The organism is Bacteroidota bacterium, assembly GCA_016699695.1.
GTDB lineage: Bacteria > Bacteroidota > Bacteroidia > Bacteroidales > UBA10428 > UBA10428.
The window spans coordinates 1,319,260-1,345,555 of the sequence record CP065006.1; the positions used below are offsets into that span (position 1 = coordinate 1,319,260).

A 26,296-nucleotide genomic window follows, 5' to 3' on the forward strand; every position below is an offset into this window, starting at 1 on the left:
TCTATTCTATCCTTGAGTTTCTACTGGGGGCTTTTCTTCCTTTTTTTCGCCTGCTTTCACCTTGTCTTCGGTTGTTAACCCCTCTTTCACTTCAATATTTATTCCGTCGGACAACCCGGTTTTAATGTAGCGCTTTTCAAATACCTGTGGTTGCATTTCTACCTCCACATAAACCGAATCTTTGTTTTTTTCTTCGAATTTTAAAAGTGCTTCGGAAATGGCTAAAACGCTGTCGCGTTTATCCAGTACAATATTGGCGTTAGCACTATAACCTGCTCGTATAAAACTATTTTCAGAGAGTTTTACCTGGGCTTTAATTTCGAACTGAACTGCTCCATTTTCTTCTACCCCTTTAGGGGCAATGTATTCGAGTATAGCCTCAAAAGTTTCGTTTTCGATGGCACCTATGGTAAGCTCCAGCTTCATGCCGGTTTTAATTTTACCTACCTCTGTTTCGTCAATTTTACCTTCGAAAATCATTTCGCCCATATCGGCAATTGAGGCAATGGTTGTGCCCTCGTTGAAAGTGTTCGATTGTATTACGGAGGTGCCTACTTCAATAGGCACATCAAGCACCATTCCTTCGATGGTCGAACGGATTAAAGTATTGGAAGTCTGACCTGATTTTTTGGTGATACCATCCTGAATTAAATATAAGTTATTCTCTGCAGCTTCGAGGTTTTCTATGGCTGTATTGTATTCAAGCCTTACTTTTTGAAATTCAGCCTCTGGAATTACACCCTGCTCATAAACCTTTTTTTGCCGGTCGTATACCAATTTAGCATCTTCGAGTTGAAGCTTAGCCCTGTTAAGCCTCGATTCAGCTTCGTTTAATGCTACCATATCGGGAATAATTTTCACCTTGGCAATGAGGTCGCCTTTTTTTACAAAATTTCCAGGTTCAACATACAATTCGGAAATAATGCCCGATACCTGTGGCTTGATAGCAATTTCCTTGCGGGGAATTACTTTTCCGGTAGCTACTGTTTTCTGCACAATTGTTTCGATGGTTGGATTTTTCGTTTCGTAAATCACATCCTTTTCTTTCGATTTTTGGTACAGGTAAATGAACCCAAAAATGATGACTCCTACAAAAATTACCACCAATGCTATTTTTATTATCTTCTTCATGGTTATTGAATTATTTTAATTTTCTGTTCTGATTGCTTCTATAGGTTTTATGGATACAGCACGTCTGGAAGGAATGAGTCCGGCAATAAGACCCGAGATAATAATAATGACCAGCGCGGTGACAGCCAGTTTAAAATCGACCTCAGGGTTTTTAAACATTTCGCCATTACCACTTGCAAGTGCCAGGGCCACCATTTCGATAATAAACACACCAAACATTAGCCCAGTAAGGCCAGCTACCACTGTTAGAAAAATCGATTCGGATAAAACAGTGGTAATTATTTTCATGGGAGTAGCCCCAATGGCCCTTTTTATGCCAAACTCACTGGTACGCTCACGGATAATGATCAGCATAATGTTGCTAACTCCAATAATACCAGCCAGGAGTGTTCCCACACCTACTATCCAGATAAGTCCACGGATACCCAAAAAGAGTCCGTTCATTTTTTTAAATTGTTCGCCTACATTCTGGTAACCAAAGGCCCCTTTATCGTCGGGGTGTATGGTATGGTTTTTTGCCAGAATGGCCATAACCCTGGGTTCGATGTCTTTTACGGGGTAATCCGATTTTACAACAATGGAGAAATGATCCACCTGGTTGGCATAGTTATATACTTGTTGTGCGGTGCTGAATGGAATAAAAATCTGGTTGTTTTGCTGCTCGCCCCATCCTCCGGAATGTTTCGATTCATATACTCCAATCACCTGAAAGTATATGGAGTTAATGCGTATGTATTTATTGGTTGGATCTTCGCCCTTGGCAAATAACTCTTCATAAACCCGTTTCCCAAGCAAAACAGCCTTACGTTTATTTTCCAAATCGAAATCGTTAAGAAAACGGCCATAGAGAAGGTCGACAGGATCGATGAGGTTCTCCTCAGGCGTCTTGCCAAATACCTGAAAATTTCCCTTTCGTATTCCATTCACAACAAGTGTGGCTTGCTGATACCCACCCCCATTGACAGTTGGTGCTATGATATCAATTTCGGGGATTCCATCCTTGATGGCATATAAATCGTCGTAATTAAAATGATAACTTCGGTTGCGTGGAAATCCTTTATAGGGCATAGTAGTTTGTTGAGCCCAGATAAACATGCTGTTTCTGGCAAAATCGCCCAAGTTTGAATATACCGCATTTTCCAGCCCACTGCCGGCACCCAACATAATAACCAACATAAAAATACCCCAGAAAACGCCAAAAGCGGTTAAGGCTGTTCGAAGTTTATTGTGTTTGAGTGTGTGGAATATTTCCTGCCACTTATCTATATCTATCATAGCCATACTGATTATTCGTCTCTTAAAGCTTCTATTGGTTTAATGCGGGCTGCCCGCCTAGCTGGTACAAAACCTGCCATCATTCCGGCAAAAATTACCAACAGGGCTGCAAAAATTGCGAACCTGAAATCAACTCCCGGATTTCTGAAGAAATCGGAGGCTGGCATTTTAGAAGCCAGAAACTCGAGTATACCTATTCCAAACAGCAAACCTAAGTATCCGGCAAATGAAGTAATAATAAGTGCTTCGAGTATTATAAGTCCTATAATGGATCTGGGAGTAGCCCCAATTGCTTTGCGAATGCCAATTTCCTTGGTGCGCTCTTTTACCACAATGAGCATGATATTACTTACACCTACAAGACCAGCAATGAGTGTAAATACACCAATTATTCCAACAAAAATGTTGATGCCGTTAAAAAGAGTAAGCATCTGTTTGTATTCTTTAAGGGCATTCCAGCTTCCCATTGCACTTTGGTCATCAGGATTAAAGCCATGCTTTTGGGCTATTTTTTTCCGGATATCCTCAATAAGTACTTCACTTTCTTCTACTGTGGCGTTGCCTGTTGTAAAAGTAATTGTACCCACCATGTTCCCAGGCTGAAAGGTTTTCTGCGCCACCGTAAGAGGTATGTACAAACGTTCGGTTTCTCCATCGTGGATATCGGTAAAAACACCTACTACGAGAAATGGTATACCATTTATGTTCACATATTTGCCAATCGGGTCTTCTTCCTTGAATAGGCGTTCTTTTACTTTCCGGCCAATCACGGCAACCTTCCGGAATTTTTTCATGTCGTATTCATTGAGCAGCCGGCCTTCCATAAGGTCCAGCTTTTCAGTAACCTGGTGACCCGGCAGAACTGCCTGAATCTCAAAATCGCCATATTCATTCTTATAACTGCTATGATAAGCCCCTCCCCATAGATTGATGCGGCCCGAAAGGTTTTCGAGTCCTTCGTAACTGGCATCCAGGTAGCTCAAATCATCGTTTCTGAATGTAACAGGCCTTCCGATATTAAGCCCTTCGTGAGCCATGCTGGTCATTCCACCCCACATCCAAACGCTGTTGGTTGCATCGCTGAAATTGTGCATTACACCTTTTTTAAGACCATTGCCAGAGCCAAGCAGAATCATAAGGATAAAAATCCCCCAGAATACGCTAAAACTGGTTAAGAAAGTCCTGAGCTTGTTTTTGCTCATGGTGCTTAAAATCTCCTGCCAAACGCCAAAATCAAGCATAGTTAAGGTTTAATTTGGTTTTATATTCCCGCTCTATTAATCCATCTTTCAGGTGAATAATCCGCTTGGTACGTTCTGCAATATCCTTTTCATGTGTTACAATAATAATGGTAATTCCGGCCTGATTAATCTCCTGAAAAAGGTCCATCACTTCGTAAGAGGTTTGCGAATCAAGCGCTCCGGTAGGTTCGTCTGCGAGAATTACTTTTGGTTGGGCAATGAGCGACCGCGCGATGGCCACTCTTTGTTTCTGTCCTCCTGAAAGTTCGCTCGGTAAATGAGTTGCCCAGGGACCCAGCCCCACCCGATCGAGGTATTCCATGGCAATTTTATTTCGCTTCTTACGGCTTACGTTTTGATAATAAAGAGGGAGAGCTACATTCTCAAGAGCATTTTTAAAAGAAATGAGGTTAAACGATTGGAAAACAAAACCAATCATCTGGTTGCGGTACCATGCCGCCTTAGTTTCGCTCAAGCCCTGCATTAAAATATTGTTAAGGCTATACTCTCCTGCATCGTAGCTATCCAAAATACCAATAACGTTCAAAAGGGTTGATTTACCGGATCCGGAAGACCCCATAATCGAAACCATCTCGCCGGCTTCGATATGCATATCAATACCTTTCAGAACATGTAAACTGTTTATCCCATTTACATAGGATTTGTGCAATTGCTTAATTCTTATCATTTAGGCTTCTTTTATTCTCGATGGGCTTTTTACAACTAACATGCCACAAATTTGCATGCTGTTGATTAGGTGTGTGTTAAATAAAATATTTCTTTCCCATGCCTTAAAGGCTTTGTTGCAGAATGGAACAGGATATGTTCGATAATGAACAAGACTTTACATTTATCGACCCTATCAGCAATTCGCAATACAGTGTTTATCTCTAAGGGGGTTTATTGTAGAAAAGTATGAATTGTTTTCATCACACGCAACCTTTTGGTTTTGTTATGCATCAATACTTTGCTGGTAACAAATTAGCTATTTCGAATTGAATAAAGGAGGTAGGATTATCTTAACTTTGAGGAATAAGTATCAAGACTTGGAGAATAAGCTTGAGGATATCATTCTAGGTTGCCAGCAGCAAGATAGCAGGGCACAAAAAGAACTTTTTTCGCTGATGGCTGGAAAAATGTTCGGCATTTGCCTTCGTTATGCAGGCAATCGAAACGATGCAAGTGATATTCTCCAGGATGGTTTCCTTAAAGTATTCGAAAAAATCCACCAGTTCAAATTCGAAGGTTCTTTCGAAGGCTGGATGCGCAGGATATTTGTGAACCTCTCGCTGGAACGGTTTCGTGGACAGTTTAAGATAGTAAATATCCAGGATGGAGTGCACGATAATACGCAGTTTAGCAATGACGACATTGTAAGTAGCCTGGCTGCCGAAGAGCTGATAGCGATGATACAGGAATTGTCGCCTAAATACAGAGCTGTTTTTAACCTCTATGCCATAGAGGGTTATTCGCATAAAGAAATCTCGGAAATGCTAGACATTACTGAGGGTACCTCGAAATCAAATTTATCACGCGCCCGATCAATCTTACAGGATAAAGTTTCGAAGCATTACCAGGCGGGAGCCATAATCCGATCGTAAGTATGAATGAAGGTTTTATCGATATGGACGACTATTTTAAACAAGAACTAAAAGACTTTGCACCTGCACCACCCGCAGATGCATGGCAGCTTATTGAGAAAAAACTCCTGGCAAAACATGCCAGAAGGTCGCCTATTTTCTATTTTAAAGTGGCTGCCTCTGCGGCACTTCTTATTGCAGCAACCAGTATTGGCATAAACAAATTTGGAAAGAATCAGGAACTGCAAATTGCATCGGCACCTAAACACTCCAATCCAGTGCTCCAGGAAACCAAGTCCAATACCATTGCACTACCAGAAAATAAATCACTTCAAGAAAATATAATCTCCACCATAAAATCACTGGCTCCGTCGACATCCTCTGGAAATTTAGCACTTACTCCTCAGCATATTGACAAACAACTGACGAGGACAGACAAGGCTGAGTCGATGTATCCGATTGCATCCATAAAGGCCAATATTCCAGTAAGCATGCCCGAATGGAACCTGGAAATTCCACATACCACTCCGGAAGCCACGGAACAAAGCTACAATGCCATGCTGGCTGTGTTTGACGAACCTGAAGAAAAACCAGTTACCAATGCCGACAAATGGGCTTTGGGCGGGCAGGCAGGCCCACAATATGCTTATCGGACAATTAGTGCAGAAGCCCCGGCTCAGCTTTCAGAAGCATATAACCAGAGCGAAAATGGCATAATGGCTTATGCAGGTGGTGTACAAGTAGCATACAAAGCAGCCAGAAGGTTTTCTGTGCAATCAGGAGTATATTATTCCAAAATGGGGCAAACCACCTCCACACAGCAAGCTGTAAATGTGAATAATACCCGTGGAGAGGACTATTACGACAATAGTGGTATGCCTAGTATAGGCGAAACCATCACTGCGGTGAATGTATCGACTTCGCTGGGCGAAATTTACAATACCAGCTTTACAACCAATGCCAGTTCGTGGGACATGGTCACTCAAGACGAAGAAAAACTGGCCGCCTATAACCAGAGCAGCACCCTGACCCAATACCTCGAATATATCGAAGTGCCTTTTATGGCACGTTATGTAGTAATCGACCAGGATTTTAATCTTAGCCTTCTGGGAGGTTTAAGTACAAACTTATTGATCGATAGTCCGGTTTATCTTGATAATGGCACTTACTTTGCGGAAAACAATCAACTCAATTCGGTGAATTTAAGCAGTACCGTAGGACTTGGCTTTGGATACCGCCTTAACGATCAGCTCAACCTGAATGTCGAGCCTCAATTTAAATATTACCTGAGCCCAGTTAATCCGGGTTCGACAGTGGAGGCAAGACCCTATTCCATAGGCATTTTAACAGGCATCACCTATCTTTTCTAATTCCATCTCCTTTCTGCATAAGTTAATTCTCTTGTTCATATATCGGTGGTAATTTTTTGTCTATTTTTGAAGATTGAAACCCACACTACACATGAACAAAGTGAACCCCATTAAGAGTATTGCATACTTTTTAACCGCTGCAATTGTTGTTTCAACAGTAATTCTTTTATTTATCAGCTCCGACTGCAACCACGACAGTAGTTATGTTTCAACCAACGAGGCATATCATCTTCCCCCTGCCCTCCCCGACAGTCTGACTTTTTGCGGGGAAAAGGTGCCCCTTGAATATTTCGATGTAAAGGAAGCCCTCGAACGTGAGATGCTGGTGAATTCATTTTATCATTCTCAAACCATTCTGCTCATTAAGCGGGCAAACCGGTTTTTTCCTGAAATAGAGTCTATTTTGAAAGCGCAGGGCATTCCCGATGATTTTAAGTACCTGGCCGTAGCAGAAAGTGGGCTTGAAAATGTGGTTTCACCTAAGAAAGCTGTCGGTTTCTGGCAAATTTTAGAAGGTACTGCCAAAGATTATGGACTGGAAATAAACGAAGAGGTTGATGAGCGCTACCACATTGCAAAATCCACCGAAGTAGCATGCAAATACCTGAATGAATCTTATGCAAAATTCGGCAGCTGGACACTCACTGCAGCCTCCTACAACGTTGGACGCCTTGGAATAGACCGCCAAATTACCAGACAAAAGGAAAACAATTATTACAACCTGCTTTTTGGCGAAGAAACTGCTCGCTATGTATACCGCATATTAGCGCTTAAACTAATACTATCCAATCCTGCAGAATATAATTTTCACATAGCCGCTGATGAACTCTACCAGCCTTATCGTTACAAAGAAGAAATCGTTAATAGCCCGATTGAAAGCTGGGCCGATTTTGCCAACGAACACAAGACCAATTATAAAATGCTGAAATATTTAAACCCCTGGTTAAGAGACGACAAACTTGCCAATACCTCGGGTAAAGAATACCAGATTCGCATACCAAATAATAGAACCAGAAAGAATAAGGAGAAGGATTAAGTGGAAGAGAATAATCGCATACATGTTTACGGAGCCCGCGTTCATAATCTCAAAAACATCAATTTAAGCATACCGAGAGATAGTTTAACCGTGATTACCGGATTAAGCGGTAGCGGCAAATCATCGCTCGCTTTCGATACCCTTTATGCCGAAGGGCAGCGCCGATACATCGAAACACTTTCGGCTTATGCCCGGCAATTTCTTGGCAACATGGAACGCCCCGATGTTGACAACATCACAGGTCTAAGTCCGGTGGTGAGCATCGAACAAAAAACCACCAATAAAAACCCACGCTCTACGGTGGGCACCACTACCGAAATATACGATTACCTGCGCCTACTTTTTGCCCGCGCAGGTGAGGCCTATTCTTACAATACGGGCGAAAAAATGGTGAAGTATTCGGATGATAAAATTCTATCGCTCATCAAGCAGGCTTATCAGAATAAAAAGGTCTACCTGTTGGCTCCCATGGTAAAAAATCGGAAAGGGCATTACAAAGAGCTTTTCGAACAAATACTTCGCAAAGGTTTTATGCATGTGCGGGTGGATGGAAAGATAGATGAGATAAGACACGGAATGCGGCTAGACCGTTATAAAAACCATAGCATCGAAATGGTAATCGACAAACTGCAGATTGCCGACAACGAAGAAGATGGTAAGCGTTTGAAGAAATCGGTCGAAACTGCCATGCATCATGGAAAAGGCACCATTATGCTGCAGGAAAAAGACAGCAAGGAGGCCCGTTACTTCAGCCGTCAGCTGATGTGCCCCACCACCGGCATTTCATACAACGAACCCGCTCCTCACAATTTCTCTTTCAATTCGCCGCAGGGCGCCTGCCACACCTGCAACGGTCTGGGGAAAATAAGTGAGATTGATATCGATAAAATTATTCCTAATCGCAACCTGAGCATTAAAAAGGGCGCAATCGAACCCCTGGGACCCTATAAAAATTCACTCATTTTTTGGCAATTGGAATCCATTGCACAGAAATATCGTTTTAAGCTCGATGATCCCATCCAAAGTATATCGGACGATGCCTTGCAGGCCATATTGTATGGTACCGAAGAACCCCTGAAGCTGGAAAACACCCCATTGGGTACCTCGTCGAATTATTTCTTAAGTTTCGAAGGCGTCGTAAACTATGTAGCCAACATGCAAGCAGCGGGCGATAAGAGCGAAGCCGAACAACAATGGGCACAACAATTTGTAAAAAGGGTAAGCTGCCCCGATTGCCATGGCCGGCGATTAAACAAAGAGGCACTTCACTTTAAAATTCACGATAAAAACATAGCCGAACTTGCCGAAATGGACATACGCGAACTTGCCGTCTGGCTAGATTCGGTAATGATTCACCTGAGCGACCGGCAAAAATCCATTGCTACGGAAATTATCAAAGAACTGCGCACCCGGGTGCAATTTCTGCTGGATGTAGGCCTTAATTACCTCTCGTTGAATATGGCCTCACGTAACCTGTCAGGTGGCGAAAGCCAGCGTATCCGGCTGGCTACACAAATCGGCTCTCAACTGGTAAATGTACTTTACATACTCGACGAACCCAGCATTGGATTGCACCAACGCGATAACATCAAACTCATTCATACACTTAAAACCCTTCGCGATTCGGGGAATACCATTATTGTAGTAGAGCACGACAAAGACATGATGATGGCCTCGGATTATATACTCGATATGGGTCCCTTAGCCGGACGGCATGGAGGTGAGGTTGTTTTTGCGGGTCCGCCGGAGAGTTTGCTAAAAAGCAATGGTCTTACTGCCAAGTACCTAACCAATAAGTGCCATATTCCACTTCCCCAGAAAAGAAGGTCCAACAACGGTAATTTTATTCACTTGAAAGGCTGCACGGGCAATAACCTTAAAAATGTAGATCTTGACCTACCACTGGGACAGTTTATCTGCATTACGGGGGTATCGGGTAGCGGTAAGTCGAGTCTGATTAACGAAACTCTCTACCCGCTGCTAAGTCAATACCTGTACAATTCGAAACAGGAACCCTTGCCCTATCAGTCGATCAAAGGATTGGAACACATCGACAAAGTGATCGACGTCGATCAGTCGCCACTGGGGCGAACACCACGATCGAACCCTGCCACCTATACCGGTGTATTTTCGGATATCCGCAGCCTGTTTGCCGAAACCCGCGAGGCCAAAATACGCAACTACAAACCGGGTCGCTTTTCCTTCAATGTAAAAGGCGGACGATGCGAGACCTGCCAGGGAGCCGGGGTGCAGACCATAGAAATGAATTTTCTTCCTGATGTATATGTGGTGTGTAAAGATTGTGCAGGCAAACGTTATAACCGCGAAACCCTTGAAGTAAAATTCAAGGGTCGCAGCATCAGCGAAGTGCTCGATATGACCATAAATCAGGCGGTAGAATTCTTCGATAGCATTCCTGCCATCATACGTAAAATAAAAACCCTGCAAAAAGTAGGCTTGGGATATATTACTCTGGGCCAACCCTCTACTACACTTTCAGGTGGAGAAAGTCAGCGGGTAAAACTTGCAGCCGAACTATCCAAACGCGATACCGGAAAAACCATCTACATACTCGACGAACCTACTACCGGGCTTCATTTCGAAGATATCAGAGTGCTGCTCGAGGTGCTTTATCAGCTAGTCGACCATGGCAATACAGTGATAGTGATTGAACATAACCTCGATGTGATTAAGGTGGCCGACTACATTATCGACATGGGAAAAGAAGGTGGCCGGGAAGGTGGTGAAATTCTTTGTGCCGGTACGCCTGAAGAAATAGCCGGCAATGCGCACAGTTATACAGCCCAATTTCTGAAGAAAGAATTAGAAGAATGCAGAAGCTAATCAGTAAGTTGGGCCACTGATTTGAAAAAAGTCGCTTACTTTGTTATGAATACTGAGAAAAAAAAGGAACACCCATGATTAATCCGAAAAGTGAAGAAAAAATAAGGCTGGCTTTTAAGCAAAAGGACTGGAACGAGATTAAAACCTACGACAGCTGGAAAATCTTTAAGATTATGTCGGAATTTGTGGAAGGCTTTGAAAAGCTCGCCCGCATCGGACCCTGCGTGTCGATATTTGGTTCGGCCCGCACAGAACCTGGAAGTATCTATTATAAATTAGCAGAAGAAATTGCCTACGAGCTCACACAACACGGTTATGGTATTATCACAGGTGGTGGCCCTGGAATTATGGAGGCCGGAAACCTGGGTGCTAAAAGAGGCAAAGGCCGTTCGGTAGGTCTCAATATATCTTTGCCCTTCGAACAGGAACCTAACTTTTTCATCGACCACGATAAACTTATCACTTTCGATCACTTTTTTGTGCGGAAGACAATGTTTATGAAATATTCACAGGGCTTTATTGTTCTGCCAGGCGGATTTGGTACCCTCGATGAACTTTTTGAATCGCTTACCCTGATTCAAACCGGAAAAATAGGTCGGTTTCCTATTATCCTGGTCGGAGTTCAATACTGGACGGGAATAGTAGAATGGATTAAAAACACCATGCTTGGCGATGAAAAAAACATCAGCGAAGAAGACCTTGAATTGTTCTCGCTGGTGGACACAGCGCAGGAAGCCGTAGATGCCATTAATCAGTTTTACTCGAAATACCTACTCAGTCCAAACTTTTAAAAAAAAGAAATTAACAACCTTAGTGCGCTGTATTACTGTATTTTAAATGGTTTTTGGAAAGAAATAGCGATGTAGAAATTTTTATTCTCTTCGATTAATGCTTATTTTTAGTAGGTTCTAATACAAAAGCCTGATGTTAAGATTGTTTGCATTGTTTGCAAATTTACTTATTGCGCTCATACTTAAGCTTGGTTTTACCGACGACATTGGTATTACCAGCGAAGTGCCTACGCAGGTAGTGGCAGGCAGCAGTTTTGAAGTAAAAGTGACTATTAAAAAAGGAGAACTCGCTTCTTTTTCCCGCCTTCTTCAAACAATGCCGGCGGGCCTTACTGCCACTTCAGTAGAAACTGCAAATGCCGATTTCAGCTTTGACGATAAAAAGGCTCGCTTTATCTGGATGAATATGCCCAGCGAGAAAGAAATTATGGTATCGTATACCATCAAAGTAGACCCCCGACTGAAAGGGCAGTTCAGCATTGCCAGCAAATTCTCGTACATCGCAGACAATGAGCGCCGCACTGTTACCAGCCAGAGTGGTGAAATAACCATACTACCCTCACCTACTACCGATCCATCGCTGATAGTTGATATTAACGATTACGAGCTCCTTGTAATTCCCTATATTCCGGTTTCCGGCTCCGAGCCTCAAATAGCTTGTATCAGGCAAGCACCTGTGCCTTCGCCCGATGGAAAAGGATACATCGTGAATATTCTTGTGAGCAAGGAAAGAAAAGAAAAATTTGCAAAAATTGAAGAAACCATTCCCGAAGGATACAAAGCCGAAGCAGTAAATGAGCGTGATGCCATCTTCACTTTTAAGAAAAACACAGCCAAATACCTGTGGATGAACCTTCCGGCATCTTCCTTCTTTTTAGTCTCTTACAAACTGGTACCGACGGGAATGGGAACTAAAAAAGCCCCGACCCTGCAAGGTACATTTTCTTACCTCGAAGAGGCTAAAACCATTACCATCAATATTCAGCAAACTCCCCAGGATTTGGCACAGGTAAAAAGCTCCGAAGACCTGAATTTACTCATTCAAAACATTGGCGCCGCAAGCCTGGCCTATGGGCAAACAGATGGTGTGAGCAAACATATACCTGTGACCAACCAAAAGGAACCAAAGTCGAATAAAAAAACCATGCTCGAACCCGAAGAGGGAATCTATTATCGCGTGCAACTGGCTGCAGGCCATAGTCCGGTGAACGTGAAAAGGTATTTTAAATCCTACAAACTCGAGAAGGAGGTAAGGCACGAATACCACGAAGGTTGGTATAAATACTCGGTAGGTTCGTTCCCCGAATACAAAGTGGCCCGCGACTACCGCGAACAAATTTGGAACTCAACTACTCTCGACGATGCATTTGTTTCAGCTTACAATAATGGTACTCGTATTACCGTGCAGGAAGCTTTGATGATTTCGAACCAGCGATGGTATAAATAAGGAAACGGAGAATTCGAGTGAATACAAATAGAACTATGTCCAGGATCAGAAATAGCTTCAAAAACCTCGTGCTGCTATTAAGCCTTTGCAGCATGCCTCTCTTTGCTCAGGATCCGGGCGATATTGAGAATTTACTGGTGCAGGAAGTCGAAAACTGGAACCCGGTTTACAAACCTGTCATTGGTATTGGTGGAGGTAGCTTTAACTTTTTCGGAGACATTCAAAACAGCGGTCAAACCATTTTAAACGGCGACCCTGGCTTTTCGGTAAATGTGGCCACTTACCTCGACAACCGCCATTTTTTCCGCGGAGACTTTTACGTGCTTGGAGGGTCACTCTCTGGCAATCAACGCTCCTATACCGACACTTTGCTTAATTTTAATTTCCATTCGTCGACTTATATTTTTGGGTTCAATGTAAACTACGATTTTGACCATTTTATTTCGCCTCAGAAACGCCTTAGGCCATTTGTTTCGCTTGGATTGGAAATGGTTACCTTCGATTCGAAAACCGATCAACTGGCGCTTATCGAGGGCGCAGAAATACCTTATCACTATTGGACCGATGGATCTATCCGCCGCGAATCGCAACTTGTAAACCCCAATGCCGAACTGCTACGTCGCGATTTTGTCTATGAAACAAACGTAAAAGACATCGATTTTGGCTACAACGAATATGCTTCCTATTCCATCGCCATTCCTCTGGAAGCAGGGCTCGATTTTCAGGTAACCAACCGGCTTATGTTTCGCGTAAGCAGCTCATTGCATTATACACTTAATGACGAAATTGACCATGTGAGCCATAAAAACACACAAGGAATCATTGGCGATCAACAATCCGACTTTTTCACTTTCACCCAATTTTCGATACACCTCGACTTATTTTCCAGCGCAAAAATGCTCAAATGGGAGAAGGTGTTTGCCGAACTCGAATTCGACAATACCCTTATGGGCGACGAAGATGGGGATGGCTGGTTCGATGCCATAGATCAATGCCCCGGAACACCCTGGGGGGTAAAAACAGATACCCTTGGTTGCCCCATTGACAGTGATCTCGACCGCATACCTGATTACCTCGATGACGAGTCCTATTCGCAGTATGGAGCCATGGTCGATGAAAGAGGTGTGGCTATGTCGGACGAAGATGTAGTTGCATCGCTGGATATGTCGAAGGCTGTAGCCCGCAAAGATATTGCCATGTATGTGCGAACTCCTGCCTCATACAGCAATTACAAAAAGGCCGGCGCCAAAGAAATTCCTCAGAAATTTTTAAAGGTTGATAAAGACCAGGACGGGTATATTTCTTTCGATGAAATGATGAATACCGTGGATGCTTATTTCGATTTCGAAACGGATTTTTCGACCAAGGATATTTATGAGCTGAACGATTTCTTCTTCGCACAATAGCAAGCTTAGAAATTCTTCGAAACTACAGACAGAAACATTTCAAGCCTAGAGCTTCCTGAGGCGATCTTCAACCCTCTTCGTATCGCGCTTTTTAATGTCTTCGCGCTTGTCGTATTCCTTTTTACCCTTTGCCAGTGCAATGTTTACTTTTGCATATCCTGTTTCGGCGATAAATACACGGGTTGCTACAATGGTAAGCCCTCTTTCCTTGACCTTACGCTCGAGTTTTTTGAGCTCGGTGCGGTTTAAAAGCAGTTTTCGTTCCTGTTGGGGATCGTGATTCATGTAACCCCGGTTTGCATATTCCGAAATAGTCATATTCCGAAGCCAGAGTTCATTTCCCCGGAAAGAGCAGAAACAGTCGGCCATATTGGCTTTACCGAGCCTTAAGCTTTTTATCTCGGTACCCGAAAGCACAATGCCCGCCGTATACTTTTCGATAAACTCGTAATCGTGTGCTGCCTTTTTATTTCGAATTTCAATTTTGTTTGCCATCTTGCACCTTCCAATAAGGATTTGCAAAGTAAGGGTATTTTTACAATTATTCAATACAGAATAGCATGCTGGCAGAGAAGCATAACCTGGTAGTGGTTTTAGGCCCAACCGCCACGGGTAAAACCCGATTAGCAGCGCTGCTCGCCCATGCCATCGGCGCCGAAATAATCAGTGCCGATTCGAGGCAGGTTTATCGCGATATGAACCTCGGAACCGGTAAAGATTACGAGGACTATTGTGTCGAAGGAAAGACCATTGCTTGTCACCTGGTCGATATCCATCCGGCAGGGTATAAATACAATGTGTTCGAATTTCAGAAAGACTTTTTCCATTGCTTCGAAGAAATTCAGCAACGAAAGAAAAAAGTTATTCTTTGCGGAGGTACCGGCATGTACCTCGAATCGGTGACAAAAGCCTACCAGCTTATCAGTGTGCCTGTAAATAACAGCCTCCGGGAAAAGCTGAAGGACAAAAGTCTTGCGGAACTCGAAAACATACTGGCATCGTATAAAAAATTGCACAATAAAACCGATACCGACACTGTAAAAAGGGCCATCAGGGCCATCGAAATCGAAGAGTATTATTTGCTGTACCCTCCGGCAGAAAAAAAAATGCCAGAAATAAAACCCGTTTACCTTGGCATACAGTTCGACCGTGAAGAGCGTCGCCGCCGGATTTCAACACGGCTGCACAGAAGACTTGAAGAGGGACTGGTGGATGAGGTACAAAGACTGCTTAACCAGGGCATCGCCCCGGAAGACCTTATTTATTATGGCCTCGAATACAAATACATTACTCAACACCTGTTAGGTCACCTAAGCTTTTCAGACATGACAAGCCAACTCGAAACCGCCATCCACCAATTTGCCAAGCGGCAGATGACCTGGTTCAGAAAAATGGAACGCGAGGGTGTGAATATACACTGGATTGACGGGATGCTTTCGGAGGAAGAAAAAATACAGGAAGCCCTTCGGGTGATTGAAGGTTGATTTAGTGATACATATTTGCCCTACCACCACTAATTGGTTTGTAGTTAAATAAAAAATAATTTTGGCTTACTCAGGCTAAATAAAATTCTCTGCTAGCCCAACAAAAACCGTTTACGTAAAACCAAGTCAAAGGCTCTCAAAAAACTAGGCTGACGAGCATATGAAAATGATTTGCAAACTCAACCAAATACTGCTATAACCCATTTCTTGTGAATTAAAATGGGCAATACTCTATTAATAGAAAGTATTGCCCATTCATTTCTCTTGAAGTAGGATGGGTTATTTATCTTTCAAGACTTTTCTAGAATGAAATCCATCAAAAGTTAGAATATACACCCCTGAAGGTAAATTATCGATGTTAATTTCACTTTCAGTCTGGTTAGCAACATTCATTTCAATTAGAAGATTTCCGTTAATGTTATATAATCTTAACACCTTAACATCATTTGTATGATAAGCCTTTAGTATACCATCTGGGAGGTATCTGGCCCAATATACTGAATTTAAATCTTGAATGTCTGAAATATCCGTGGAAGCAAATTCTAGTGCTTGATAAGTACCCGCACTTCTATGTTCTATTACATTTGAGATTAATCCATCTTTATTACAACCATAGGCGTAACCAATTATTCTATATTTCATAGGCAATGTTGAAGGTACTCCATTGATGGAGTATGGCGAGGTTGCACCAATATGATATGATTTCCAGCTTGCACCGCCATCTGTTGAATACTGAAAACCTATTGTTTGATACACAGCACCATAGGTATTCCAATAATATTTTGCAGAAGTTCCACTTCTTTCAACTTTTTCGAGGGTTAAGGTTGGATAACAATCTGCATGAATGATGGTATTGGATGCAGAAGTTGCGCAGCCAGGGGCATCGCCAACTATTCTGAATGTTATTGGTTTGATATTTGGTACATTCACGTAGGTACAAGGCGATGTAGTACAACCTGATTTAGAAACCCAGGTGCTTCCTTGGTTAGTGGAATATTGAAGGGTTATAGTATTATTATTACTGCCAAAATAATAATTTACAGATGTGCCATTACGTATTACTGTGCCTAAATTTGGCGCTGCACAAGGTTTATGCTCTATTACATTTGAAATAACTCCATCCTCACCACATGCAAAAGGAAAGGTAATTATTCTGTATTGAATGGGTTTTACATCAGGAATGTTTGAAAATTGTCTAGGTGATGTTTGAGTACCAGTTGAAATTGTTTCTGATATCCAATTATTGCCACCATCGGTAGAATATTGAAATTTAATTTGTCCGTATGTAGTATTATTAATCCAATGATATGTTACTGAAGTTCCACTTCTTACTATGTTTGTTAGTGTAGCTGGTGTGCAATTGGGTATAATTATTTGATTTGATATAGCTGTGGCACATCCAGGTGCGTCCCCTAATACTCTGTAAACAATTGGTTTTTTATCGGGCACATTGTAAAAAACACAGGGCGATGTTGATGTACATCCTGTTTGCGATTTCCAATTACTGCCTTGATCGTCTGAATATTGTAGGGTAATGGTAGGGTTTCCATTACTATTGTAATTAAAACTCACCGAGGTACCATCGCGAGTAACACTGTTGAGGTATGGAGGTTTTTGGTCAATTATATTTGACTTTACTTCGCAGCCATAGGTACATGAAACTACTTTGTATGATATTGGTTTAACATTGGGCACACTTGACAATGTACGTGGTGAAATGGCAGTGCCAGGCTTAGACACCCATATACTACCTCCATTTGTAGAATACTCCAAACGAATGGTATTGTTGCTTATCCCATTATTATTCCAAAAATATGAGACGTTTGTATTATTTCTTTCAACCCTTTCTAATATCGGGGCAATATTGCAATTGGCCTCAATTCGAGTATTTGATTTAGTAATACCCTGAGTTAAACTGTTTTCTACTATTCTCAGGCCAATGGGCTTTTGATCGGGAATGTTTTCAAAAATATAAGGACTAGAAGTACTTGCAGTTGTTGCCTGATTCCAAGTTTTTCCTTCATCTGTCGAATATTGTAATGTAATTGTACTATTAACCTGATTAGAAACAATGCAAGAAATTGTTGTTCCTGTTCTTGATGATGTCACAAAATAAGGAAATCCATGCCGAATAACATTTGAGGCATATTGGCTGCAACCAGCTATCGATTCAATAATTCTGTATTGCATTCCAAAAGTATCAGGTACATTCGACCACGTGCGAGGGGAATTTCCAGTACTTGAATAATTCGATTTCCAAGTTTTTCCATCAATAGAATATTCAAGAGTAATTTTAGAAGAACCAGTATAATTACTTCTAAAAAAGTACTCAACATTGGTGCCATTTCTTAATACTTTATCCAGTATTGGAGCAGTGTTTGTGCAATTGGAGTTATTATTACCAACTGTGCTGGAGTAAAGAACATATGCTTCCTCTAAACAGCCACTTTGAATAAAAGTGTAGGGTATCCAGAAGAAACCCATATCTCCTCCATCCGTACCCCATGAGTTTTGGACTTTAACCATACCAGTACTTTTCCCATCGGTTTTATTATCATCATACCCAATTATGCAAACAGCATGAGAATATTCAGATTGGCCAGTATTATTATCCCAAACACCTGTCTTCTTATTCCACATGCTAAAAAATGAATCATAAATTGGGATACTGATTATTATTGGATAACCATAATTTAACTTACTCTTTATTTCAGCAATGTCATTTTTGTTTGCAAGTCTGCCAAAGTTTAATGCTTTGTTTTGGGCTGCATCGGAAATTTGGGTGGCATTAGGCTGTGTAAAGCAATCATATTCAACATAAGGCATATTCTTCCATGAACAAACCCCTTGTTCCTTAATAAGAGTTAATGCATCTGGAACAGTTAAACCACAACCATTGCCGCAACCCACTTCTTGAGTACAATGTGTTAATTGATTAAATATATAGCTTGGGCTTCGTGTGGCAATAGTCCAATCGTTGAATTTCGAATTCAACATTATAGAATAGCAGCAATATCCGCTAGCCCATGCCACACAAGAACCTTGTGACGCTTGATTGCCGACCATTGGAGTGCTTAGTACAAGTTTTAAAGGTAAAACTTTTGAAATTGCCTTTGTTGGTGCATTTTTCTTTAATGTTTCTAAATCAGCAACAGGAACTTTTTCATACTCTTCTTTAGAAAGTGGACGCAGCCCCATCCCAGGCTCCTGCGAAGAAACAAATTGTAGATTAATAAAAAGACAGCATAATTCTACTTTAACAGATTTACAATTTTGAATATGAGTAATTTATATCACGCTGTCGTTTTAAATGCCGGTCATAAATTCTATCAATCATTTGTTCTTCGGTCATCTGTTTATAAAGTTTAAAAGTGATAAATTCTTTAATATCACGAGCCGATAGTAAAGGTAAATCATCAAAGCAATGCAATTTTTCTTTTAAAATAAATGACGAGACCAAAAAGTTTAATGCAACCTGGTGTTGCCATGCAAGCCATTTTCGTGTCTGAAACTGGTCTAGCCCGAGTATCTGTTTTGATTCTTTTATGCAATGTTCTACAAAGTACCGTTGTGCTTGCATATAGGCTATAGCTTTCTTAGTGTATTGTTCAAGATTAGCATTGGTAAAAGAATATTTTATTTCGTCCTTGCCTTCTTTGGTTTTCGTTTTACGGATAACCAGTAACCTTTGCTCTACTTGCATTTTACTGTTATTGATTATCCAAAGCTTTATAAAATGATAGTCAGCTACAAGAACTCCTTTGGCTGTATTACGAACACTAATACGCTGCCAATTTTCGTCATTTAAAGTCTGTAAATATTTTGATACACTTAATTCGTCTGTAGTTGCTTTTAATTTCTTGGGTTCACGACCCTTATTGCTTTTTCGCTCGGGAATAGCCAAGTCAGGACGTTCCAAATATATTTTTTGGTCTTTATGGATATCCAGCATGTACAGATAACCAAGCAAATCTATGCTGCTGGCAAAATCCACATCGTTACCATAATAACCATCGCCTCCAATAAAATCGAAGATGATGCCATTGGTTACTTGCTGGCGAATAATTTCTAATGCCAGTTCGAGCTTAGTTTTAAATGTTCGGTGCTTTACAGGAACGCCTGCTTTTTCGCATCTTGTCTTGTCGTCACACCAAGCCTTGGGAAGGTATAGTCGGGCATCAACCATTGATGCAAAATCCCCATTACTTAAACAAGCAAATACCGCAACCTGACTATTTGATAGTTTCCCTACATTCCCACAATATTGATGTCCAACGCCTACGCTATGGTCGCCTTTTTTTACCCAACCACTTTCATCAATAATCAATCCTGTAAGTTTTCTTTTGGGTAAAACCTGGCTTACTTCCTGGGCTACTTGATTTATCAAAACTCGATGATCCCAGTTAGACTCAGTTATAAAGTGCTGCATTTGATGGTAGTTAGCTCCCAAATCTTCGCTTATTCTTTCAATATTGCGCATCTGACTTTGTATTATTCCTAATGAATATTGCTGTGCTTTGTCAAAGAACTTCTTTGTTGAATTACAAAATACATGCTGATAATCATTAAGGTGAACACTAACTCGCTCTATTACAGAGGTCAGTGTTTTCCATATCGATTATTATTTTTACGTTGTATTAAACATTTTTCGGAACGATAAGCCTGTTTTTCTGTGCATTGAAGATACTGAATTTCCTTGAAATATCAATGTTTACAAGGGTTTTGTTTAATCTGTTAAAGTAGAAATAAAATGATAAAATATATTTTCCAACTTTTTGCTGTTGTTAATGCATTCATGATTGAAGGATTTATAGGGTTAGTATTTATATTTTATTCCTTATTCGTCTTTTTCTACATTAATTCAAGGAAGAACCTAAACCTATTGCAGAAAAACCAGAATTAATTTAGATTTTGGCAAAACAATAATATGCAAAAAGAATTAATCTTAAAGATTAGATGAGAAAGTTTCTTAATTTTTTATTCTACCTGCTGTATTGAAAAAAAAGCTAACCTAACCATGGACAATAGGACAAGCCCAGCAAAATAATCGATGTTTCACAAATGTTTAAAATGTACCACTCACTATACGACCCAAAAAGAAAATGAGGTTTTTAAATAAAACTTAAGGAAGAACTTGGTATAAAAAGCCTCGCAAGAAATTAAGCTTACAGGGTAGGAAATCTGAGAGGATAGCCAGCCTTCTATTAAAGCCATATCGTATTTCGAATAGATTTCAACTTTTGTTTTATAATTCATGCTTGCATACTGCAAATTGTTTTAAAAGATAGATAAATTCGCCCTAGAAAAATCATTTTACTATTGATATTAACCTTCCGAATTATTTCTAATTTTTCCGCTATCTCCTTTTCCATGTATTACTATTTCACCTGCTTTCTATTATTACTTAGCCTTTGTTTATCAGGCCAGGGTCTTCCTGTTTGCGACAGCTGCCAGATAATCGAACACAGGCATTACACCCTTTGCTACAGCGAAAAGCACGAACAGGCCAAATGGGTGTATTACGAACTTACTAAAGCAGAGGTGCAATCGAATACAGCCAGAAAAGAGGCCTTTCGGGAGGATGCGAAAGTGGCGACTGGCAGCGCAAGTCTTGCAGATTATAAATCCAGTGGGTATGACCGCGGCCACCTTGCACCCGCTGCCGATATGGAGATGGACTCGTTGGCAATGGCCGAAAGTTTTTACATGAGCAACATGTCGCCGCAAAAACCCTCTTTTAACCGTGGAATCTGGAAAAAGCTGGAAATGCAGGTCAGAGACTGGGCTGTGCAGGAAGATACTATTCTGGTGGTTACCGGGCCTGTATTCGTCGATAATCTCGGTGCTATTGGGGAGAATAGGGTTACCGTTCCGGGTTACTATTACAAAATAATACTGGATGTAACGGGTGAGAAAAAGATTGTTGCCTTTTTAATGAAAAACGAAGCAAGCAGCGAAGAACTCTTCCATTTTACCATACCGGCAGACTCTCTTGAAGTCCTTACCGGAATAAATTTCTTCCCAGAGCTTGAAGCAATTGTAGAAAAAGGTGAAAAAGGAAATGCCAATGGCTTCACTTTCACCCTATAAGAACAAACCCGAAGTTTTCTTCGGATAATATTCTTAATAGTTGTACGATTCCACATTGTAGCTTCCATAAATGGAGCTCAAACCATCAATCACTTTTCTGATTTCATCCTGAAGCTTTTCTGTCGATTTGCTTTTAGGCAAATTGTATTGGAAAGAGCTCACCTCAGAAGCGTTGGAATACTCTGATACTACTATTTTCTTAGTTTGCAAATCGAGTTTTAAGTACGAATTTTCGTCATAGGTGTTGAAGTATGCAAAGCTCCCATTTACAGGAAAGTTATCGCTGTAAACCCCACTTGCAATTACTTTGCCTTCAGTATTGTAAAAAGTTGCATCTCCTTCTTTTGTATTGTTCAAAAGGGTAATAACTGATTTTGCTGTGTTGTTGGAATAGTAGCTTGTTTCGATCAGATTTTCGCCTACCTGCTCACGCTTTTTTACCAGCAGGTCGGGTTGTTCGTAACCATACTCCATGTAGAGTATTTCAACACCATCTTTATACTGCGAATAGGTATTGTAGCTAAACTCCTCGCCTTCAAACTTCTGATTGTCTTTATAAAAAAGGGTGTATTTTGGATTACCATCTATATAACTTACACTTTTTATGGTTTCGTCGTGTTCATAAGTAAGGGTATAATCCAACTTATTGTCGGTATAATAACTTACTTCGCCATGAATGGCGCCATTGGAATAAGAAATTATCAGAGTGGGTTGATGCATCCAGTCAAACTCATAAACAACACCATCCAGCGGCAGGTCATTCAGGTAAGTTGCTTTTGAAACTATTTCTCCCGCAGAGTTGTAAAAAACGGCTGGACCATTGGCATAACCGTTGCTGTAACTTATTTCTCGTGCCAATATCCCATTGATGTAATGTTTCTGAATACCTTCGATAATTCCTTCTGAATAATTTGTAATTGTCAGGGGCACATAAGTGGAATAGTTGTCGAGCATTGTGTAATCAATACTTTCTCCATCGAGCATTCCGTTTTTATAGTTTTTTTTCCATAAAATGGCAAGAGAGTAGGAGTCTTGTCCAACCTCGGTTCCCTCAAAAGGCAAGCCATTTTGGTAGGTGCAATGATACTCCTTGTTGTTGACTAAATCGTATACTACAGAAGGGCCATTGTAATCCATGTCACTCAGCAGTTTCCCTTCTTCGTTGAAAGATTTCTTTCTGATAACTTCATTATTCCGATAAACCTCAATTGTGGAGATATTATCTGAATTAAAAGTAATATACTCGCCAAAATAGCCTAATTCATAATCTATCCTCAATTGACCTATTGGTTCACCTTCCATCGAAAAGTAGTTTCTCTCTTTCTCATAACCTCCTTGCATACGCGAAGTTTCCTTCACTGCTCCGGTAGAGTAATATTCCGTTGTCTGAGAGATATCGCCGTTTAATGCATACTCAGTTTTTGAAGTAGGCACTCCATATTCATAATCAACTGTTAAAGTAATCACCCCATTCACATACTCGGTGACCCCTAAAATAACACTGTTATAGGTTAATATTTGCTTGCCATTATAGGGCTCGCCATTTCTATTCTCTAAATGGGCAATACAAACACCCAATGAATCGTAACTCTCTTCCATGAGTAAATCTTTGTAAGAGGCAAGTTTTCCATTTGAATGAAATGTTCTGGTCTCTACTATTTCACCCTCTTTATAACTTGCAACCGACATATAATACTCATCGGATACGCTGCCTTCCCAGGGTTCGTCCTCTTTATACATGGCTTTCCATTTCTCAAGGCCCACAGTATCATACTCTATACTATATCCTTCGGCCATTCCCTTTTTATATTCCCTTTGCGCACGCATTGCCCCATTCAAATAATATTCAATGACTGTTCCCTCCAACTCGCCTTTTTGAAAAGGCCGGGTGCGCTCTATCTGATCCGCGTGAAGGCTCGTTAATTCGGAACCGAAAAAGTCGTATTGTACCCCAGTGTATGGTTCTCCATTTTTATAAGTCAACGAATCGAGAATTTCACCTTTCTGATTGTACACAATTTCAAGGCCTATATCGTTTGAACCATTTTCTTCCAAATATTCCACTTTTTTGATTTTCCCATTTGTGTAATAATAATTAACCGGACTTAAAATGGTGCCATTCTTAATATGTGCAATTTGAGTAACCACCAATGGACTATGGCCATATGTTGCAAAAACTCCTGTTGCATTGGAGTATTCATAAGTCTCTATGTTATTCAAATCCCCGACAAACTCACCAAACTGATTGTACTGACTTAATTTCCAGTACACACTATCTGTTTTAGTCCAAATCAGTTTGGCTTTGCTCAAAGAATCTGCACTCGAAGTGATATTCTTAATTATGTTTGAGTTTTCGTAATACTGTATGGAAATAACACCATACTGTTCAGATCCTACCGTTCCGGAATAAGGTACTCCCTGCTTATACTCAGCACTGGCAAGTTCGGATCCATCTTCGCGGTAGGAGGTGCAGTTTCCTTCCAATATACCATATACATAAAACTGTTTCTGCGACACTTTTCCATTCGGATAATACCAGGTTGTAAGGCCATCAAAGTTCTCTTCTGTTGGGTTTAAAACTACGCCTTCCATCTGAAGAGCGCCTGATACATAGTAGTCCTTCAGTAAATATCCCTTCTCTGTTTTAGTCATTGGGGGGCGGTAGAATTGCGCGTTTTCCCGCGAGCTTGGCTCCCAAGATTCATTGTAAAAGATAGTATCGGTTTGCTCGAAATAGAGGCTATCAGAAGTTATTGATTGAGAAAAGCCCTGATTAAACATCAAGAGCGATAAGATAGAACCGGTAATGAAATTCACAGTTTTAGTATTAGTTTAATAATGGAAATTCTCTTCGAATATAAGTGTATTTGGCAAAATATCAACAATTGGGTTTGCTGATAATAGCTTTAATATTTGTGGGATGTGGCTGCTGTTGCATGATTCCCGAGGATCTATGGTATTGTTACTTACCATCACATAGAATTGATATTGGATATTCGAATTTAAATTCAATAATATTTCTTTTCACTAAATCTAATGGTTTGTATTGTCTAAATAATTCGTAAGAGTTTTTTCTAACGTTTCGACTTATTACATTCAAAAATACGGAGTGTTTTATTTCCGATAAATAATGCCAAAAGCCATACTTTGGGATTTATACTACCATTTGTTTTCCGAATAATAGGTTTATTCTATACACGTATACCAATTATTAATATATCATCTGTTTGATCTTCATCACCTTTCCAATTATAAAACCTGCTTTCAATCAACTCTTTTTGATTCTGCATTGATTTTCCATGAATGTCAAGAAGTAAATTTCTAAAATTGTTTTTCAAAAATTTCTTTTTATTCGTTCCAAATTGATCTTCGAACCCATCTGAACAGATATAGCAAACATCATTTGGTTCAACTTTTATAATTTGCGTTGTAAACGGATGTTCTTTGGGATATAATCCTATTGGCATTTTATCGGCTTTATATTCAATTATTTGATTGTTTTGTATTAAAAACAAGGAATTATTTGCTCCTGCAAAATGCAATGTTCCATTGTCTCTATTTAAACAACATATGGAGATATCCATTCCATAGTTCACATTACTCTTTGCATTTGGTTGGTTTAATGTGCTAATTACTTTTTCTCGTAGTTCATTCAAATAAACACTTGGTTGTGCATGAGGATTTTTTGACACAATTTCATTCAAAAAGGCGATGCCCAGCATACTCATTAATGCACCAGAAACTCCATGCCCAGTGCAATCGGCTGCTACAATTATGCTGATATTTTCTATGGAATTAGCCCAATAAAAATCTCCACTCACAATGTCTTTTGGTTTATAGAAAACAAAATAATCCGATAGGATTGTGTTTAGGTATTTAGCATTTGGAAGCAAAGCCTCCTGAATGAATTCGGCGCTCTTAATGCTACTTACTATTTTATTATGCTGTATACTTAAGGTCTCCTTTTGTACTTGAATAACCATTGCCTCTTTATCATAATTCTCTTTTAAAAAGCTAACGATAAAAAAAATCAATAATAGGTCGAGTATAAAGAAAAACACAATATCCGATTGCCGGGCATCTTCGGAATGATGACCATGCATTACAAGAGAGTAGTAGTTATTTTCAAGAAAAAGCAGGATTCCTATTGTAAATACAATTATGGCAATATAAAGTAAATGTCGCTTTTTGGGAGAAATGCAGATTACTCCGGCCGAAGCAGTAATAAACAAAAAAGGTGTTGCACCTTGCGAACCTTCGTTTAAAAACCATACAACAGACAACAAAATACAGGATAAAAAAACAAATGCAAGTGCACTAAATTTTCGTTTAAAGCGAGAGTAATAATAAAAAACAGAACAAATTATACCGCAAGCAATTATAACGCCTGTAAATAAAAAAGGCATTTTCAATGTAAAATTCCATACCGCTCCCATAACACATTGAAAAATTGTAATGAAAATTATTGCGTTGTAAACTCGGTTTTCGAATCTAAAACTGCTAAGATTTCCAAAAAGTGAATCCAGAATTATTTTCATTATTCCAATGTGTTAGTTTAAAATCTATTCTTTGAATTTACTAATTTATTGCAAGCTTTTAAA

General features: G+C 40.3%; 18 protein-coding genes. 9 read left to right on the top strand and 9 right to left on the bottom strand.

Annotation, left to right across the window (positions count from 1 at the left end):
• Window positions 1-6: 6 nt before the first annotated feature.
• Genes IPM71_05650 through IPM71_05665 form a run of 4 tightly spaced genes read right to left on the bottom strand, consistent with a single transcriptional unit; the run spans window position 7 to window position 4,335 of the window.
• Entirely contained in the window at window positions 7-1,131 is a 1,125-nt protein-coding gene (locus IPM71_05650) for an efflux RND transporter periplasmic adaptor subunit (GenBank protein ID QQS52220.1), read from the bottom strand.
• A gap of 15 nt (window positions 1,132-1,146) precedes the next feature.
• Window positions 1,147-2,406, bottom strand: coding sequence for an ABC transporter permease (locus IPM71_05655; GenBank protein QQS52221.1), 1,260 nt, complete (start codon window positions 2,404-2,406; stop codon window positions 1,147-1,149).
• A gap of 11 nt (window positions 2,407-2,417) precedes the next feature.
• Window positions 2,418-3,647, bottom strand: coding sequence for an ABC transporter permease (locus IPM71_05660; GenBank protein ID QQS52222.1), 1,230 nt, complete (start codon window positions 3,645-3,647; stop codon window positions 2,418-2,420).
• On the bottom strand, window positions 3,640-4,335 hold the full coding sequence (locus tag IPM71_05665) for an ABC transporter ATP-binding protein (GenBank protein QQS52223.1): 696 nt from the start codon (window positions 4,333-4,335) through the stop codon (window positions 3,640-3,642). The genes IPM71_05660 and IPM71_05665 overlap by 8 nt, the downstream gene beginning before the upstream one ends.
• A gap of 436 nt (window positions 4,336-4,771) precedes the next feature.
• Between IPM71_05665 and IPM71_05670 the strand changes: the two genes are divergently transcribed.
• The 7 genes from IPM71_05670 (at window position 4,772) to IPM71_05700 (ending at window position 14,121) form a co-directional block, all read left to right on the top strand.
• On the top strand, window positions 4,772-5,248 hold the full coding sequence (locus tag IPM71_05670; GenBank protein QQS52785.1) for an RNA polymerase sigma factor: 477 nt from the start codon (window positions 4,772-4,774) through the stop codon (window positions 5,246-5,248).
• A gap of 2 nt (window positions 5,249-5,250) precedes the next feature.
• Window positions 5,251-6,597: an outer membrane beta-barrel protein gene (locus IPM71_05675; protein QQS52224.1), complete on the top strand. Its 1,347-nt coding sequence runs from the start codon at window positions 5,251-5,253 to the stop codon at window positions 6,595-6,597.
• Window positions 6,598-6,688: 91 nt separating this feature from the next.
• Entirely contained in the window at window positions 6,689-7,633 is a 945-nt protein-coding gene (locus IPM71_05680; protein QQS52225.1) for a lytic transglycosylase domain-containing protein, read from the top strand.
• Window positions 7,634-10,477, top strand: a complete 2,844-nt coding sequence (gene uvrA / locus IPM71_05685) for an excinuclease ABC subunit UvrA (protein ID QQS52226.1) — start codon at window positions 7,634-7,636, stop codon at window positions 10,475-10,477.
• 74 nt (window positions 10,478-10,551) lie between these two features.
• On the top strand, window positions 10,552-11,268 hold the full coding sequence (locus tag IPM71_05690; GenBank protein QQS52227.1) for a TIGR00730 family Rossman fold protein: 717 nt from the start codon (window positions 10,552-10,554) through the stop codon (window positions 11,266-11,268).
• A 133-nt stretch (window positions 11,269-11,401) separates the two neighbouring features.
• Window positions 11,402-12,715: an SPOR domain-containing protein gene (locus tag IPM71_05695; protein ID QQS52228.1), complete on the top strand. Its 1,314-nt coding sequence runs from the start codon at window positions 11,402-11,404 to the stop codon at window positions 12,713-12,715.
• 92 nt (window positions 12,716-12,807) lie between these two features.
• Window positions 12,808-14,121 (top strand): hypothetical protein, encoded by a 1,314-nt coding sequence (locus IPM71_05700; protein ID QQS52229.1) that lies wholly within the window; start codon window positions 12,808-12,810, stop codon window positions 14,119-14,121.
• Window positions 14,122-14,166: 45 nt separating this feature from the next.
• Here the strand turns inward: IPM71_05700 and smpB are convergent, their stop codons facing one another.
• Window positions 14,167-14,616 carry an SsrA-binding protein SmpB gene (gene smpB, locus IPM71_05705; GenBank protein ID QQS52230.1) on the bottom strand — a complete coding sequence of 150 codons (450 nt, stop codon included), beginning with the start codon at window positions 14,614-14,616 and terminating at the stop codon, window positions 14,167-14,169.
• A 65-nt stretch (window positions 14,617-14,681) separates the two neighbouring features.
• On the opposite strand from smpB, the gene miaA reads away from it, so the two are divergent.
• Entirely contained in the window at window positions 14,682-15,605 is a 924-nt protein-coding gene (miaA, locus tag IPM71_05710) for a tRNA (adenosine(37)-N6)-dimethylallyltransferase MiaA (GenBank protein QQS52231.1), read from the top strand.
• Between the two features lie 279 nt (window positions 15,606-15,884).
• Here miaA and IPM71_05715 read toward each other — a convergent pair whose 3' ends face one another.
• Together IPM71_05715 and IPM71_05720 are read right to left on the bottom strand one after the other, a co-directional pair.
• A complete protein-coding gene (locus IPM71_05715) occupies window positions 15,885-18,803 on the bottom strand; it encodes a T9SS type A sorting domain-containing protein (protein QQS52232.1) in 2,919 nt (972 codons plus the stop codon).
• 67 nt (window positions 18,804-18,870) lie between these two features.
• A complete protein-coding gene (locus IPM71_05720; GenBank protein ID QQS52786.1) occupies window positions 18,871-20,085 on the bottom strand; it encodes an IS701 family transposase in 1,215 nt (404 codons plus the stop codon).
• An 890-nt stretch (window positions 20,086-20,975) separates the two neighbouring features.
• Between IPM71_05720 and IPM71_05725 the strand changes: the two genes are divergently transcribed.
• Window positions 20,976-21,695, top strand: a complete 720-nt coding sequence (locus IPM71_05725) for a DNA/RNA non-specific endonuclease (GenBank protein QQS52233.1) — start codon at window positions 20,976-20,978, stop codon at window positions 21,693-21,695.
• A 33-nt stretch (window positions 21,696-21,728) separates the two neighbouring features.
• Here the strand turns inward: IPM71_05725 and IPM71_05730 are convergent, their stop codons facing one another.
• Together IPM71_05730 and IPM71_05735 are read right to left on the bottom strand one after the other, a co-directional pair.
• A complete protein-coding gene (locus tag IPM71_05730) occupies window positions 21,729-24,347 on the bottom strand; it encodes a hypothetical protein (protein QQS52234.1) in 2,619 nt (872 codons plus the stop codon).
• 539 nt (window positions 24,348-24,886) lie between these two features.
• Window positions 24,887-26,233, bottom strand: coding sequence for a SpoIIE family protein phosphatase (locus IPM71_05735; protein QQS52235.1), 1,347 nt, complete (start codon window positions 26,231-26,233; stop codon window positions 24,887-24,889).
• Window positions 26,234-26,296 lie beyond the last annotated feature (63 nt).

What these genes read in the sequence shown, in the direction of transcription:
- IPM71_05675 (QQS52224.1), top strand. Translation starts at nt 5,251, where the DNA reads ATGAATGAAGGTTTTATCGATATGGACGACTATTTTAAACAAGAACTA.
- IPM71_05690 (QQS52227.1), top strand. Translation starts at nt 10,552, where the DNA reads ATGATTAATCCGAAAAGTGAAGAAAAAATAAGGCTGGCTTTTAAGCAA.
- IPM71_05650 (QQS52220.1), bottom strand. Translation starts at nt 1,131, where the DNA reads ATGAAGAAGATAATAAAAATAGCATTGGTGGTAATTTTTGTAGGAGTC.
- IPM71_05665 (QQS52223.1), bottom strand. Translation starts at nt 4,335, where the DNA reads ATGATAAGAATTAAGCAATTGCACAAATCCTATGTAAATGGGATAAAC.
- IPM71_05725 (QQS52233.1), top strand. Translation starts at nt 20,976, where the DNA reads ATGTATTACTATTTCACCTGCTTTCTATTATTACTTAGCCTTTGTTTA.
- IPM71_05700 (QQS52229.1), top strand. Translation starts at nt 12,808, where the DNA reads ATGCCTCTCTTTGCTCAGGATCCGGGCGATATTGAGAATTTACTGGTG.
- miaA (QQS52231.1), top strand. Translation starts at nt 14,682, where the DNA reads ATGCTGGCAGAGAAGCATAACCTGGTAGTGGTTTTAGGCCCAACCGCC.
- IPM71_05655 (QQS52221.1), bottom strand. Translation starts at nt 2,406, where the DNA reads ATGATAGATATAGATAAGTGGCAGGAAATATTCCACACACTCAAACAC.
- IPM71_05735 (QQS52235.1), bottom strand. Translation starts at nt 26,233, where the DNA reads ATGAAAATAATTCTGGATTCACTTTTTGGAAATCTTAGCAGTTTTAGA.
- IPM71_05670 (QQS52785.1), top strand. Translation starts at nt 4,772, where the DNA reads ATGGCTGGAAAAATGTTCGGCATTTGCCTTCGTTATGCAGGCAATCGA.
- smpB (QQS52230.1), bottom strand. Translation starts at nt 14,616, where the DNA reads ATGGCAAACAAAATTGAAATTCGAAATAAAAAGGCAGCACACGATTAC.
- IPM71_05680 (QQS52225.1), top strand. Translation starts at nt 6,689, where the DNA reads ATGAACAAAGTGAACCCCATTAAGAGTATTGCATACTTTTTAACCGCT.
- IPM71_05695 (QQS52228.1), top strand. Translation starts at nt 11,402, where the DNA reads ATGTTAAGATTGTTTGCATTGTTTGCAAATTTACTTATTGCGCTCATA.
- IPM71_05715 (QQS52232.1), bottom strand. Translation starts at nt 18,803, where the DNA reads ATGGGGCTGCGTCCACTTTCTAAAGAAGAGTATGAAAAAGTTCCTGTT.
- IPM71_05730 (QQS52234.1), bottom strand. Translation starts at nt 24,347, where the DNA reads ATGACTAAAACAGAGAAGGGATATTTACTGAAGGACTACTATGTATCA.
- IPM71_05660 (QQS52222.1), bottom strand. Translation starts at nt 3,647, where the DNA reads ATGCTTGATTTTGGCGTTTGGCAGGAGATTTTAAGCACCATGAGCAAA.
- IPM71_05720 (QQS52786.1), bottom strand. Translation starts at nt 20,085, where the DNA reads ATGCGCAATATTGAAAGAATAAGCGAAGATTTGGGAGCTAACTACCAT.